The organism is Variovorax boronicumulans (assembly GCF_030812215.1).
Lineage (GTDB): Bacteria > Pseudomonadota > Gammaproteobacteria > Burkholderiales > Burkholderiaceae_C > Variovorax > Variovorax boronicumulans_C.
Map to the genome: position 1 here is coordinate 42,151 of NZ_JAUSSG010000006.1, position 14,309 is coordinate 56,459.

A 14,309-nucleotide genomic window follows, 5' to 3' on the forward strand; every position below is an offset into this window, starting at 1 on the left:
TCAGCTCGCGCGGCAAATCTTGAGCATGTTGGTGCCGCCCGGGGCACCCATCGGCTCGCCGCAGGTGATCGCGTAGACGTCGCCGCTCTGCACGATGCCGCGCTTCTTCAGATGGTTCTCGGCCTGCTGCAGCGCGGTGTCGCGATCGCTTTCCGAATCCATCAGGAGCGGGCGCACGTTGCGGTACAGCGCGAGCTTGCGCTGCGTGGCCAGGCGCGAGGTCAACGCGTACATCGGGATGTGCGCGCGGTGGCGGCTCATCCAGAGGATGGTGGAGCCCGATTCGGTCAGCGCCACGATGGCCTTGGCGCCCAGGTGATGCGCCGTGAAGAGCGCCCCCATGGCGATCGACTGGTCGATGCGGCTGTAGGTCTTGCCGCTGAAGTCGGCATCGAGCGTCTTGTCTTCCGCGGCTTCGGCGGCTTCGCAGATGCGGCTCATCTCCTGCACGGTTTCCAGCGGGTAGCGGCCCGAGGCGGTTTCGGCGGAAAGCATCACGGCATCGGTGCCGTCGAGCACGGCGTTGGCCACGTCGCTCACCTCGGCGCGGGTGGGCACGGGGTTGGTGATCATCGACTCCATCATCTGGGTCGCGGTGATCACCACCTTGTCCATGTCGCGCGCCATGCGGATCATCTTTTTCTGCAGCGCGGGCACGGCGGCATTGCCGACTTCAACGGCGAGGTCGCCGCGGGCGACCATGATGCCGTCGCTGGCGCGCAGGATCTCTTCGAGCTTCGGAATGGCTTCGGCGCGCTCGATCTTGGCGATCATGCCGGGCTTGTGGCCGTATTCGGCGGCCGCCACGTTGCACAGCTGGCGGGCCATTTCCATGTCGGTGGCATTCTTCGGGAAGCTCACCGCCACGTAGTCGGCCTGGAAGCTCATCGCGGTCTTGATGTCTTCCATGTCCTTGGCGGTCAGCGCCGGGGCGGTGAGGCCGCCGCCCTGCTTGTTGATGCCCTTGTTGTTCGAGAGCTCGCCGCCCAGCTTGACGACGGTGTGCACCGCCTCGCCCTTGACGGCTTCGACCGTCAACACGATGAGGCCATCGTTCAGCAGCAGCTTGTCGCCAGGTTTCACGTCGCGCGGCAGGTCCTTGTAGTCGAGGCCCACGGCGTCGACGTCGCCCAGTTCGGTGCGCGAGGCGTCGAGCACGAACTTGGCACCTGCTTCGAGCAGCACCTTGCCCTGCGCGAACTTGCCCACGCGGATCTTCGGACCCTGCAGGTCGGCCATGATGGCCACTTCGCGGCCCGCCCTGCGGGCGGCTTCGCGCACCATGGTGGCGCGGTCGATGTGGTCCTGCGCGGTGCCGTGGCTGAAGTTCAGGCGCACCACGCTGACCTTGGCCTGGATCATCTTTTCCAGCAATTCGGGGGTGCTGGACGCCGGGCCGAGCGTGGCAACGATCTTGGTGGCGTGGCGGGGGATGCGATCCGTGCTCATGAAGTTGGTCTCCGTTTTGTATTCTCTACTGTATACACTTTGTGTGTCTGACGGAAGTCACCCTCACGAGATTCCCCGCCGCCGAGGTCAACCGGCCGCGCGTTTGCTGAGGATTTCGAAGGCCGGCAGGGTCTTGCCCTCCAGCACTTCGAGGAAGGCGCCGCCGCCGGTCGAGATGTAGCCGACCTGCTTCTCGATGCCGTACTTGGCGATGGCCGCCAGCGTGTCGCCGCCGCCGGCAATCGAGAACGCGCTGCTCTCGGCGATCGCCTGCGCGATGGCCTTGGTGCCGCCCGCGAAGGCATCGAACTCGAACACGCCGACCGGCCCGTTCCAGACGATGGTGCCGGCTTCGCGCAGCTGCGCCGAAAGAATGGCGGCCGTTTTCGGGCCGATGTCCAGGATCAGGTCGTCGTCGGCGACGTCGCTCGCGTCCTTGACGGTGGCGGGCGCATCGGCCGCGAAGGTCTTGGCCGTGACCACGTCCACGGGAATCGGCACATCGGCGCCGCGCGCGCGCATGGCTTCGATCACCGCCTTGGCCTGGTCGACCAGGTCGGGCTCGGCCAGCGACTTGCCGATCGAAAGGCCCGCGGCCAGCATGAAGGTATTGGCGATGCCGCCGCCGACGATCAGCTGGTCCACATTGGCCGACAGGCTCTTGAGGATGGTGAGCTTGGTGCTGACCTTCGAACCCGCCACGATGGCCACCAGAGGCCGCTTGGGCTGGGCCAGCGCCTTGGTGATGGCGTCGATCTCGGCCGCGAGCAGCGGGCCGGCGGCTGCGATCTTGGCGAATTGCGCGATGCCGTAGGTGGTGGCCTCGGCTCGGTGGGCGGTGCCGAAGGCGTCGTTCACGTAGATGTCGGTGAGCGCGGCGAGCTTGCGGGCCAGGCCCTCGTCGTTCTTCTTCTCGCCCTTGTTGACGCGGCAGTTCTCGAGCAGCACGACCTGGCCAGGCTTCACGTCGACGCCGTCGACCCAGTTGGCGACCAGCGGCACGTCGCGGCCCAGCAGCTCGCCCAGGCGCTTGGCCACGGGGGCGAGCGAGTCTTCGGGTTTGAACTCACCCTCGGTCGGTCGGCCCAGGTGCGAAGTGACCATCACGGCCGCGCCGGCGTCGAGCGCCAGCTGGATGCACGGCACCGAGGCGCGGATGCGCGTGTCTTCGGTGATGTTGCCTTGGTCGTCCTGCGGCACGTTGAGATCGGCGCGGATGAAGACGCGCTGGCCGGCGGCCTTGCCCTGCGCGCAGAGGTCGGTGAATCGAATGACGTTCATGGGTCTCTGGAGATAGTGGAAAACAGGTCGTCTTGCATTGTAGGTATCGCCCCAGGGCGGCTCTATGCGCCTCTTGCAGCGTTCCGATGCTTTTCAACCCTTCGGCTGCGCCTTGGCGAAGCGCTCCAGGAGCTCGACGAAGCTCGCCGCGGCCGGCGAGAGCGCGCGCCGCCCCGCGCTGTAGACGCACACCTCGCGGTGGAAGTCGGGCGACTCGAGCCGCACCATCTGCAGCCCGTGGGCCCGCACCAGCGGCGCGGAGTACGTCGGGCACACGGTGAGCCCCAGCCCCGAGGCGACCATGCCGAGCGCGGTGGTCATGTACGACACCTCCTGGGTGCCGGGGCGCAGCATGATTTCGCGCTCGGCAGGGGCCAGTTCGGGCAGCACGCGCTGGCGGAAGTCGCGCGTGGGCGCGATGAAGGTGTAGGGGCCGAGCTCGTGCCAGCGCACCTTGCGGCGCCTGGCGAAGGCGTGGTCGGGCGAGCAGATCAGCCAGTGCCGGTCGCGAAACAGCGCGCGGCGCTCGATGGCGCCGTCGACCGCCACGTCCTGACCCACCGCGAGTTCCACGTCCCCGGCCGCGACGCCGGCCAGCAGGTGCTCGGGCAGCGTGTCGGCCAAGCGTACATCGACATCGGGGTATGCCTGGCGGTAGGCCGCGATCACGCGCGGCATCAGCGTGCAGGCCATGAGCTGCGGCGCCGCAAGGCGTAGCACGCCTTTCTTCTTGTCACGCAGATCGGTCACGCCAGCCACGGCATTCGTCAGGTCGCCGAGCAGCCGGTGCACCGAGGGCAGGAATTCGCGCCCCGCCTCCGAAAGCTGCACGCGACGCGTGTGGCGGTCGAGCAGCTGCACGCCCATCTCGCGTTCGAGCTCGCGCACCAGCACGCTGAGTGCCGACTGCGTGAGATGCAACTGCTGCGCCGCGGCAGTGAAGCTGCCGGCTTCGGCGACGGCGGCGAAGGCGCGCAGCTGGCGCAGGGTCAGATTCATATGGCTATTTCATCAATCGATGAATTAATTTCGATTGCATCATAGGACTCGGCATCGCCCAATCACGGCTTACAGGAACCAAGCCATGCCGACGACTGCCCCACCCATCCGCGGACTGCACCACTTCGCCTGGCGCTGCCGCGACAGCGAAGAGACCCGCCACTTCTACGAGGACCTGCTGGGCCTGCCGCTCGCGCACATCATCCAGAGCGACCACGTGCCCAGCACCGGCGAGTACTGCCCCTACGTGCACATCTTTTTCCAGATGCGCGACGGCTCGTACATCGCCTTCTTCGACCTGGGCGACGACACCGCCGCGCTGCCTTCGCCGAACACGCCCGCATGGGTGAACCACATCGCGCTGCGCGTCGATTCGGTGGACGACCTGTTGGCCGCCAAGGCGCGGCTCGAGGGCGCGGGCGTCGAGGTGCTGGGGGTGACCGACCACCACATCATCGAGTCGATCTACTTCTTCGACCCGAACGGCATTCGCCTCGAACTGACGACGCCGACTGTGCCGCAGGCCGAGATGGATGCGCATGCGTTGCGCGCGCGTGCGGACCTGGATGCATGGACCGCGCGCAAGGCAAAACTGCGTGTAGCAAAGGATGCGTCGCATGCCTGAGTTGCAACTCGCCGTCATCGACGTGAAGCCCGGCGCGGCGATGGAAAGCCAGTCGGGCCTGCAACTGCTGCGCCCGCGCATCTACGGCGCCTTCCGCGCGCCACCGGGTCCGAAGAAGGTCGCGGCCATCGTGATGCATCCGACCAGCAACTTCATGGGCCACTACCTGATCGGGCCGCTGGCCGAGCGCGGCATCTGCTGCATGGGGTTGAACTCGCGCTATATGGGCAACGACACGGTGCTGCTGATGGAGCGCGCCATCCAGGACCTCGGCGCCGGCGTGCAGTACCTGCGCGCGGCCGGCTACGAGAAGGTGCTTCTCGTCGGCAACTCCGGCGGCGCGGCGCTTGCGGCCTTCTACCAGGCGCAGGCCGAGCAACTCACCGCCACGCACCTGCCCGACGGCGACCCGACGCACCTGCACGCCAGCGACCTGCCGCCGGTGGACGGCATCGCGCTGTGCGCCGCGCACCTGGGCCGCACGCGGTTGATGCGCGACTGGATCGACCCGTCGGTCACCGACGAACACGACCCGCTCTCGGTGGACCCCGAGCTCGACATGTACGACCCGCGCCATCGCGTGCCTTACGACCGCGACTTTCTCGCGCGCTTCAGTACAGCGCAGAAGGCGCGGCTGGATCGCATCGAGCAGTGGTGCCTCGGCCGCCTCGCGCTGCTGCGCAGCACACCGGGCGCGCCGCGCGACCAGACCTTCGTCGTCTATCGCACGCATGCCGATCCGCGCTGCGTGGATTTGTCGCTCGATGCAAACGATCGCTTGCCCGGCAGCGTGTGGGGCGACGCGCGCCAGGTGAACTACGCGGCGAACGCGATGGGCCGCACGACCTCGCTCACCGCGTTCCTCTCGCAATGGTCGTCGCGCTCGCAGGCCGACGGGCCGACCAACCTCGCGCGCACCACGGTTCCCAAGTTGCTGCTGACCTACACGGGCGACCAATCGACTTTCCCGAGCACACGCGATGCGTGGATGACGGCGGGCGGCGCGCGCATCCGCAATGTCGACATCGTGGGCGGCAACCACTATCTGGCGGGGCAGCCCGAATTGATCCCGAAGGCAGCCGACGCCATCGCCGAATTCGCCCACGTGCTGTAGGTGCGCAGCAGGCGCGCCGTGGAAATCGCCGCGCTACCAGCCCAGCCAGAGGTGCAGCGGCAGGTACACCGCCATGCCCGCCAGCATCGTGCCGAGCACGCCACGACGCCAGAAGTAGTAGGCGCCGCCGACCACGGCCGCGTACAGGCGCGCATCGTGCAGCGTGGTGATCAGGTGGCCCTGCGTCATCACGATCTCGGGCGCGATCACGCCGGCCAGCGCGGCAGCCGGCGCGTAGTGCAGCGCGCGGTGCGCCCAGTCGGGCAGGCCCCAGGGCCGGTCGAGGATGAAGAAGAAGCAGCGCGTGAGTACCGTGACGAGTGCCAGGCCGGCGATCACGCCCAGCGTCCAGAGGTCCGTGCCCCTCACTTGTCGTCCTCCGTGTCGGGGTCGAGCCCGAACTGCTTCTCGAGCCAGAAGCACAGCAGCACCGCGGCGCCGATGGCCACGACGATGTTGAGCTTGAGCGGCAGCGCATAGGCCGCGACCGCGGTGGCGCCGGCAATCAGCGCGGCCAGGATGCGCAGCGGCGTCGTCGCCATCGAGCAGACGATCGCCACCAGGCTCAGCACGCCGGCGAAACCCAGGCCCCAGGTCTGCGGGATGAGGTTGGCAAGCGCGATGCCCAGGAGGCTCATGCCCATCCACGAGCACCAGGTCACGAAGTAGTTGCCGGTGAGGTAGGCCTCCTGCGACTGCTGCTCGGCGACGGTCACGGGCGGCACCGGATACTGCTTCGTGAAGAGCGCGTAGCTCAGGTCCGCCGTCAGGTAGCCGTGCGTGAGGCGCCGCCACCGCGGCATGTGCATGAGGTAGGGCCGCAGGTGCAGGCTGAAGACCACGAAGCGCAGGTTGACGCAGAAGCCCGTCGCCAGGATCACCCAGGCCGGCGCACCCGCGAACAGCAGCGGAATGGCCGCGAGCTGGGAGCTGCCGGCGTAGACGAACAACGTCATGGCCACCGCCTCGACCACGCTCATGTTCGACTTGACCATGGCCACGCCGGTCATCAAGCCCCAGGCGCCGATGCCCAACGCGGCCGAGGACATGTCGCGGATGCCCTTGCGGAATTCGGGGCGCTCGCGGATTGCCGATGAAAGAAACATCAGCCGAACACCTGCCCGGGCTTCAGGTCGAAGCCGCGCAGGAAATCGGCCACGGGCAGGCGCTTGCCGCCCGGACGCTGGAGCTCGGTGAGCATCACGCCCGCATCGCCGGCAGCCACCTCGACGCCGGTGTCCGAGACGGCCAGGATCGTTCCGGGCGCGGCGGACACGCCGGCGGGCACCGCGTGTGCGGTCCAGAGCTTGATCGTCTCGCCGTCGAGCGGGCTGTTGGCGCCCGGGAACGGGTCGAAGGCCCGAATGCGCCGCACGATGGCGTCGGCGGGCTGGGCCCAGTCGATCAGGGCTTCGTGTTTTTCGACCTTGTTGGCGTAGGTGACGCCTTCGGCGGGCTGCGGCGTGCGCACGAGCTTGCCGATGTTCGCCAGCGCCTCGACGATCATCCGGCCGCCGAGCGCGGCCAGGCGATCGTGCAGGCGCGCGGTGTTGTCGGCGCCGATGTCCACCGCTTCGCGCAGCAGCATGTCGCCGGTGTCCAGGCCCGCGTCCATCTGCATGATGGTGATGCCGGTCTCTGAATCGCCGGCCTCGATGGCGCGATGGATCGGCGCCGCGCCGCGCCAGCGCGGCAGGAGGCTCGCATGGATGTTCAGGCAGCCGTGCGCCGGCAGGTCGAGCACCCACTGCGGCAGGATGAGCCCGTAGGCGGCGACCACCATCACGTCAGGCCGGGCCTGCAGCAGGGCATCGCGGCCGGTGGCGGCTTCGTCCGGGTACTTGCCGTCCAGGCGCAGGCTGCGCGGCTGCGCCACCGGCCAGCCATTGGCGACCGCGCACTGCTTGACGGGGGAAGCCTGCAACTTCATGCCGCGGCCCGCGGGCCTGTCGGGCTGGCTCAGCACCAGCACGACCTCATGGCCGGCGCCGGCAATGGCCTCCAGGGCGACGCGCGCGAACTCGGGCGTACCCGCAAAAGCGACCTTGAGCGCGCTCAATCCCGGATCCGTTCGAATTCGAGGTCATCCCCCGTGTGATAGCGACGGACCACGCCGGTGGGGTCGATATAGATATAGAGCATGCGGCGCTCGTTCACGGCCTTGTAGCGCCAGGTCCAGACCACGCCGTCGAAGGAACTGACGCGGTCGATCTGATAGGGCCGGCCGTAGAACGCCAGGACATCGTTCTGACGCCACTGGTCGACCTTGATGTCGTAGCCGAAGCGCGCTTCGCTCAGCACCTGGGTCACTGAAACGACCTTGCCGGCGGCGTCCACGTCGATGTCGGTGACCTCGAAGCCGGCCGGCATGCGCGAATACTGGAGGCGTTCACCGCCGTTGTTGAGCGGATAGCGGCCGGTCGGCGCACCCAGGCGCTGCAGGGTTTCGGCGGCGCTGGTGCCGGGCTGGATGCGGGTGGGTTCGGCCGCGCAGCCGGCGAGCACCGCAAGCGCCGCCGATGCCGCGAGGGGACCGAGGCTGCGCAAGGTCATGGGGTTCATCAAGCCCGCTCGCGCGTTTCTTCGCGCTGTTGCTTGAGCAGCTTGCTCTTGATGCGGTTGCGCTTGAGGGGCGAGAGGTATTCGACGAACACCTTGCCGAGCAGGTGATCGAGCTCGTGCTGGACGCACACGGCCAGGAGGCCTTCGGCCTCGATGGTGCGCATTTCGCCGTTTTCGTCGAGCGCCTGGACCTTGACCGAGGTGGAACGCATCACGCCGTCATAGATGCCCGGCACCGAGAGGCAGCCCTCTTCATTGAGCACCTTTTCGTCGCTGGCCCAGGTGATTTCGGGGTTGATCAGCACGATCGGCTGGTTGCGCTCTTCGGAAACGTCGATGACCACCAGCCGCTCGTGCACGTCGACCTGGGTCGCGGCCAGGCCGATGCCATTGGCGTCGTACATGGTCTCCAGCATGTCGGCGACCAGGGCCTTGACGCGCGCATCGACGCCCTGCACCGGCTTGGCCACCGTGTGCAGGCGCTTGTCCGGGTAACTCAGAATGATTCGTTTGGCCATGAAATCGGGGGGAAGTTGTGGCTATTTTCGCCAATTCCGCGACGCGAGGCCGCCTCCGGGCCCGAAAACGTTGCCCTCTCAAGGGCTTCGGGCGCAGAATTCGTAGCAAATTGTGAGATTCGTATGCGCAACGATACGTCGTGCGCTCACCCATCCAGACATGAAAAAGCTCAGATCCACCGAACGCCAGCGCCCCAATCTCCTCGCCACGCTGACCGCCCTGGCGGTAATCGGCAGTTGCGGCGCCACCACGGCCTGGGCTCAAAACTACCCCGTCACGCCGCAGCAGCGCGCCACGGCCCAGCAGACCGCCCAGGCGGGCGTGCCGTTGAGCGAGCTGTCGCCAAAGGCGCCCGACGAGTACACGGTCAAGCCTGGCGACACGCTCTGGGCCATCTCCCGCCTCTACCTGCTGCGCCCCTGGCGCTGGCCGGAGCTGTGGGGCATGAACATCAACGAGATCGCCAACCCCCACCGCATCTACCCCGGCCAGGTTCTCTACCTGGACAAGAGTGGCGGCCGGGCGCGCCTGACCACCCGTCGCGGTGGCGTGAGCGGCGACGGCGGCACCATCAAGCTCTCGCCCCGCACCCGTTTCGACTCGCTGGCCGGCATGGCCCTGCCCACGCTCAACCCAAGCCTGATCGAGCCGTTCCTGAGCGAACCGATCGTGGTGGACGCCAACACGCTCGAAAGCGCGCCGCGCATCGTCGCCGGCAACGACAGCCGCGTGCTGCTGTCGCGCGGTGACCGGGCCTACGCCCGCGGCAACCCCGAGTCGCCGCTGGTCGAAGTGCCGGGTCCGATCCAGAACTTCCGCATCTTCCGCAACGCCACGCCGCTCAAGGACCCGGGCACGGGCGAAATCCTCGGCTACGAGGCGCAGTACCTGGGCAAGGCCCAGCTGCAGCGCGGCGAATCGACCACCATCGAGACGGTCGAGGACAAGGACATCATCACGGTCGTTCCCGCCAGCATCGACATCGTGGCCTCGCGCGAGGAAATGCGCGCCGGCGACCGCCTGCTGCCCGAACCGCCGCGCCAGCTGCTGAGCTACGCGCCGCGCGCACCTTCGACGCAGGTCGACGGCCGGATCATCTCGGTCTACGGCAACGCGGTGCAGTTCGCGGCGCAGAACCAGGTGGTCGCCATCAACAAGGGCACGCGCGACGGCATCGACAGCGGCCATGTGCTGGCCATCCTGAAGAACGGCGAAACCATCCTCGACCGCACCGGCGCGCGCAAGGAAACCATCAAGCTGCCGAACGAACGCATCGGCCTCCTGATGGTGTTCCGCACCTTCGAGAAGGTGTCCTACGCCCTGGTGCTCGAGATCAACGACACCCCGAAGGCGGGCGACTTCCTCGTCAACCCCTGACCGGCTTTCCGGCGCTCACGTCCTCGCCCGCACCCGTTTGGAACGCGCAGAACTCGCAGGCTGGCTGCGGCTTTCACTGACGCCGGGCATCGGCGACGGCGCCGCGCGCAAGCTGCTCGCGGCCTTCGGCCTGCCCGAAACGGTCTTCGCACAGACCGACGCCGCGCTGCGCCAAATCGTCAGCCATGCACAGGCGGAGGCGCTGCAGCAAACGCCCCTGGCCCTCCAGGCATCGGTCGACCAAACCTGGCAATGGCTGCAAGCGGCCGAGGCCAATGGCGTGAGCCGCCGCCTCGTCACGCTGGGCGATGCCGGCTACCCGGCGTCGCTGCTCGAAATGGCCGACCCACCGCTGATGCTCTACGTGCTCGGCGCCTCCGACTTCGACCTGACGCAGTTGCGGAACAGCATCGCCGTCGTCGGCAGCCGCAATCCGACGCCGCAAGGCGCCACCAACGCGCGCAGCTTTGCGCGGGCGCTGGGCGATGCGGGCCTGCCGGTGGTGTCCGGGCTCGCGCTGGGTGTCGATGGCGCAGCCCACCAGGGCGCCCTCGATGCAGCCGGCGACGCACGGCGGCTCGCCACGGTGGCCGTGGTCGGCACAGGTCTCGACCGCGTGTACCCCGCGCGCCATCGCGACCTCGCGCACCGCATCACCTTGCAGGGGCTGATCGTGAGCGAGCTGCCGCTCGGCACGCCGCCTCTCACGCAGAATTTTCCGAAGCGCAACCGGCTCATCGCGGGGCTGGCGCGCGGCACGCTGGTGGTCGAGGCCGCCTTGGCGTCGGGTTCGCTCATCACCGCGCGGCTCACCTCGGAGCAGGGCAAGGAAGTGTTCGCCATTCCAGGCTCGATCCACTCGCCGCAATCGCGCGGCTGCCATGCATTGATCCGCCAGGGCGCGAAGCTGGTCGAGTCGGTGGCCGACATCCTCGAGGAGCTGCCGCCGCTGCGCACAAGCGGTACAGCCAACGCCGCGCTGTCGAACGGCCAAGTCGGCAACGACGCATCGGCCTCCGAAGACCCGCTGCTCGACGCACTCGGCTTCGAGCCCGTGAGCCTCGATGCCCTCAGCGCCCGCACCGGATGGAGTGCCGCGGCGTTGCAGGCCAAGATGCTCGAGCTTGAACTGGACGGGCACATTTCACGCCTGCCCGGCGGCCTGTTTCAGCGAACGGCATCTACCTAGCCGGCCTTGCACATTCGTGGGCTATATTGGGCCCATGTTCGAAGTGCTTGTTTTTGTCTACGAAAACTATTGGCGCGGCGATGCCTGCCCCGAACCCGAACAGCTGGGCCGCAAGCTCAGCGCCCACGGTTTCGAGGCAGACGAGATTCGCGATGCCCTGCACTGGCTCGACGGCCTGAGCCTCGCAACGCAGGGCATGCAGCTGGAACTCGACGCCGACGACGATGCCTCCGCAACGGTCACCTTCCGCGGCGCACCCGAAGCCTCGCTGCCCCAGTCGGACGACGCCATGCGCGTCTACTCCCAGGCAGAGCAGGAACACCTGGGCGCCGAATGCCTTGGCTTCATCCGCTTTCTCGAATCGTCGAACGTGCTGCCGTGTGGATTGCGCGAGATCGTGATCGAACGCGCGATGGCGGCACCGGGCGATCCGGTGGCGCTCGACGAACTCAAGATCATCGTGCTGATGGTGCACTGGAGTACCGGCATCGAGCCCGATGCCTTGGTGCTCGACGAGCTCTGCGAGAGCCGCGAAGGCCGCATCGCGCACTAAGCTCACCCCCACCAGGCTGCGCGCACGCACTTCGTGTCGCTGCGCCACCCCCCTTCCGGGGGCAGTGCCTGCGGCCCGGCGAAGCCGGTTCCGCGGCACTCTCGAAAAGGGAACCGCAGCGCGCTAGTTCAGCAAACGCTCGGGGTTGGCATCGAGCTTTGCCAGCGCCTCGCGCGTGGCGCGCACCGTGAGCGTTTCTTCCTCGGCCGGCACCAGGAGGCCCGCCTGCAGGTACGTTGCCAATCGCCCCGCCTGGATCAGGAAGCTTCGACCGTCCGCCGTAGCGAACAGATGCAACTGCTTCCTGTCGCTGCGCCAGACGAACTGCACCTGGCTCACGCGGTCGTTGTGGTCCAGCATGAACCAGTTGCCCACCTGCAACTCGTGCGCCCAGGCCAGCATGTCCTCGGGCACCTGCACGCCCGCAGCATCGGGCACCACCTCGATCGAGGCCGCGTCTACGCCCAGCAGCAGTTCGATGCTGTGGGCATCGAGCGGCAGGTCGGCGGTGCCGCCGATGTCGCTCACGAAATCTTCCAGGTGCGCCAGGCGCTCGGCCATGGCTTCGATCTTGGCCTGCGGGATGGCCTCGGTTTTCGACAGGAAGGCATCGGACAGCGTGGCGCCGATGGTCTTGATGTGCGCCTCCTGCGGCTCGTCGACGATGCCCAGCAGCGCCATGCCCTGGCGCAGGCGCTGCAGCAGTTGCGGCAGGTCTTGAATCACGCGCGCGCGGTCGGTGCGGTTGGGCTTGGCGCTCGCGGCCCAGACCAGTTCGGAGGCCACGCGCTTCAACATCACGGTCTGCTCGCCCTGCGCGCCGTAGCGCAGCGCGGCGATCGCCAGCACCTCGGCCCAGACCTTGAACAGGAATTCGCGGATCTCGTCGCGCACCGGCATGTCGTTGAGCATCTTGCGCAACTCGATGGTGTACTGGATCGCCATCGTTTCCTTCTGCTCGACCTGCTGCGCCACGCTCATCACGCGCTGCGTGGTGTCGCTCTGCGTGAGGTAGCGGTTGAGGAAGGCGACGAACTCGTCGAACACCAGCTTGAACACGCGCTGGCCGGTCTCGGGGTATTGCTCGATCACCTGCACCACGCGGCGGATCTCGCCTTCGAGCGCGCTGCCGGTGATGGCGGCCGCATCGAAACCCATCACGCAGGAGCCCATGCGGTCGATCAGCATGCGCGCGGGGTGCTGCAGCGTGCCGAAGAACTCTGGCTCGGCGATGGCCACGCGCAGCACCGGCATCTGCAGCCGTGCGAACCACACGCGCGCCGAGAACGGGATGCGCTCCTCGGCCAGGATGGCTTGGAACATGAGCGCGACGATTTCCACGGTGGCCTTGTCGGCCGTGGTGGGCGCGCGCTTCTTGAGTTCGGTGCTGCGCCGGCGCAGGTCGACTGCCGTCTGCTGGATCACCGTGGCCTGCTCGCCCGACGCGTCCATGTACTGCGTGGCGGCCATGCGGTAGGCCGCCTCGGCTTCGGCGATGACGCCGGCAAAGGTCCGGGAGAACTGCCGCGGGGCGGTGTTGCCGCCAGTGCCCGGCGTGCCGCCGCCGGGACCCGTCGCGCGGCCCATCGGCGCGGTGCCGGTGATCGAATTCTGAGCGGCGACGGTGGTGGTGGTGTCGCCGCCAATGCGCGCCGTGACGAATCGCTTGAGGCTCAGCAGCGCGGTCTGGGCACGCTGCCGCGCGATCATCAGCGGCGAGCCGCCGATCGTCGACGTGGCGGCGGGCATCGGCACGGATGCTTGCGGTTGCGACTGCTGCGACTGTTGTGGCAACTGCGTACCGTAGCCAGGACGCTGCTGCGAGCCACCGCCACCGCCACCGCCACCGCCGTCCATCATCGGCGCGGTTGCCGAAGCCACCCCGCTCGCAAAGGAGGTGTTGAAGCCCGCGCTGTTGCCGGCGCCTGCGGCATTGCCGGTGCGCCGCACAAAGCTCTTGAGGTCGATCTCCTGCATCACGCCGTTGGCGATCAGGTAGGCGTTGGCGCTCTCGTAAGCCTTGACGATCACATCGATCAGCTGCTGCTGCACCGTGTCCTGCACCCGGGCCCAGAGCTCGCGGCTCAGGCCGGCAGCCAGCCACTGCTCCACCAGCAGCCTGGCCAGCGTCTCGGGCTTGAGCACGTCCTTCGAATCGAGCTCGCTCGTGCCTTCGAGGTGCTGGATGCGCAGGCGCAGGTCGCTGAGCTCGAAGCTCGCCTTGTCGTGGATCACCTGGGCGAGGCGCGAGGCGAGGATGTTGGTCTCGACCACCTCGTCGCCGATCAGCTCGAGCCGCAGCGCCGTGGGAAAGGTCGTGAGGCCGCCGGTCGGCGTGGCGGTGGCGCCGAGGGCCTTGCGCCAGCTCGTTTGCGAGAGCGTCACCCATTGCGTGGCCTGGCCCTGGAACGCCACGAAGTCGTCGCGGTGCTCCTGCATGGCGCGGGCGTTGCTCACCTCGGAGGCCAGTTGCGTCAGCCGCTCGCGGATCGCGCGGGCCAGCGGGACGATGGCCCCCTCCGTGGCCAATACGAAACGCTCACGCGTCTCGCGTGCGAGCTGCAGGGAAGAGGCGGACCGCGCAATGCTCATTGAAGGATCGGGAAGGCCAGGGGGAACTGTTCGGCAACAACAACCGCGA

The 14,309-nt window shown here is 67.7% G+C and carries 14 protein-coding genes; 5 read left to right on the forward strand and 9 right to left on the reverse strand.

Annotated features, from left to right (window positions below; translation table 11 throughout):
- From pyk to J2W23_RS16850, 3 genes are all read right to left on the reverse strand, one after another.
- Positions 1–1,449, reverse strand: a complete 1,449-nt coding sequence (gene pyk, locus J2W23_RS16840) for a pyruvate kinase (protein WP_176661311.1) — start codon at positions 1,447–1,449, stop codon at positions 1–3.
- 87 nt (positions 1,450–1,536) lie between these two features.
- The gene (locus J2W23_RS16845; RefSeq protein WP_307649535.1) at positions 1,537–2,730 is read right to left on the reverse strand and encodes a phosphoglycerate kinase; all 1,194 of its coding nucleotides are present in this window, start codon (positions 2,728–2,730) and stop codon (positions 1,537–1,539) included.
- Between the two features lie 93 nt (positions 2,731–2,823).
- Positions 2,824–3,729 carry a LysR family transcriptional regulator gene (locus J2W23_RS16850; protein WP_307649536.1) on the reverse strand — a complete coding sequence of 302 codons (906 nt, stop codon included), beginning with the start codon at positions 3,727–3,729 and terminating at the stop codon, positions 2,824–2,826.
- An 85-nt stretch (positions 3,730–3,814) separates the two neighbouring features.
- On the opposite strand from J2W23_RS16850, the gene J2W23_RS16855 reads away from it, so the two are divergent.
- Positions 3,815–4,354: a VOC family protein gene (locus tag J2W23_RS16855; protein ID WP_307649537.1), complete on the forward strand. Its 540-nt coding sequence runs from the start codon at positions 3,815–3,817 to the stop codon at positions 4,352–4,354.
- Positions 4,347–5,468 carry an alpha/beta hydrolase family protein gene (locus tag J2W23_RS16860; RefSeq protein WP_307649538.1) on the forward strand — a complete coding sequence of 374 codons (1,122 nt, stop codon included), beginning with the start codon at positions 4,347–4,349 and terminating at the stop codon, positions 5,466–5,468. The genes J2W23_RS16855 and J2W23_RS16860 overlap by 8 nt, the downstream gene beginning before the upstream one ends.
- Before the next feature lie 33 nt (positions 5,469–5,501).
- Here J2W23_RS16860 and J2W23_RS16865 read toward each other — a convergent pair whose 3' ends face one another.
- The 5 genes from J2W23_RS16865 to def are packed head-to-tail and all read right to left on the reverse strand — an operon-like array spanning position 5,502 to position 8,548.
- On the reverse strand, positions 5,502–5,837 hold the full coding sequence (locus J2W23_RS16865; protein WP_176661306.1) for an AzlD domain-containing protein: 336 nt from the start codon (positions 5,835–5,837) through the stop codon (positions 5,502–5,504).
- A complete protein-coding gene (locus J2W23_RS16870) occupies positions 5,834–6,574 on the reverse strand; it encodes an AzlC family ABC transporter permease (RefSeq protein ID WP_307649539.1) in 741 nt (246 codons plus the stop codon). The genes J2W23_RS16865 and J2W23_RS16870 overlap by 4 nt, the downstream gene beginning before the upstream one ends.
- Positions 6,574–7,527 carry a methionyl-tRNA formyltransferase gene (gene fmt, locus J2W23_RS16875; protein ID WP_307649540.1) on the reverse strand — a complete coding sequence of 318 codons (954 nt, stop codon included), beginning with the start codon at positions 7,525–7,527 and terminating at the stop codon, positions 6,574–6,576. The genes J2W23_RS16870 and fmt overlap by 1 nt, the downstream gene beginning before the upstream one ends.
- A complete protein-coding gene (locus tag J2W23_RS16880; RefSeq protein ID WP_307649541.1) occupies positions 7,524–8,021 on the reverse strand; it encodes a hypothetical protein in 498 nt (165 codons plus the stop codon). Before J2W23_RS16880 ends, fmt begins: the two co-directional genes overlap by 4 nt.
- A gap of 8 nt (positions 8,022–8,029) precedes the next feature.
- Entirely contained in the window at positions 8,030–8,548 is a 519-nt protein-coding gene (gene def / locus J2W23_RS16885) for a peptide deformylase (protein ID WP_307649542.1), read from the reverse strand.
- A 160-nt stretch (positions 8,549–8,708) separates the two neighbouring features.
- On the opposite strand from def, the gene J2W23_RS16890 reads away from it, so the two are divergent.
- The 3 genes from J2W23_RS16890 to J2W23_RS16900 are packed head-to-tail and all read left to right on the forward strand — an operon-like array spanning position 8,709 to position 11,668.
- On the forward strand, positions 8,709–9,926 hold the full coding sequence (locus J2W23_RS16890) for a LysM peptidoglycan-binding domain-containing protein (RefSeq protein ID WP_176661301.1): 1,218 nt from the start codon (positions 8,709–8,711) through the stop codon (positions 9,924–9,926).
- Between the two features lie 37 nt (positions 9,927–9,963).
- Positions 9,964–11,115 (forward strand): DNA-processing protein DprA, encoded by a 1,152-nt coding sequence (gene dprA / locus J2W23_RS16895; RefSeq protein WP_176661300.1) that lies wholly within the window; start codon positions 9,964–9,966, stop codon positions 11,113–11,115.
- 34 nt (positions 11,116–11,149) lie between these two features.
- Entirely contained in the window at positions 11,150–11,668 is a 519-nt protein-coding gene (locus J2W23_RS16900) for a DUF494 family protein (protein ID WP_176661299.1), read from the forward strand.
- A 123-nt stretch (positions 11,669–11,791) separates the two neighbouring features.
- Here J2W23_RS16900 and J2W23_RS16905 read toward each other — a convergent pair whose 3' ends face one another.
- Positions 11,792–14,260 carry a DUF1631 family protein gene (locus J2W23_RS16905; RefSeq protein ID WP_307649543.1) on the reverse strand — a complete coding sequence of 823 codons (2,469 nt, stop codon included), beginning with the start codon at positions 14,258–14,260 and terminating at the stop codon, positions 11,792–11,794.
- Positions 14,261–14,309 lie beyond the last annotated feature (49 nt).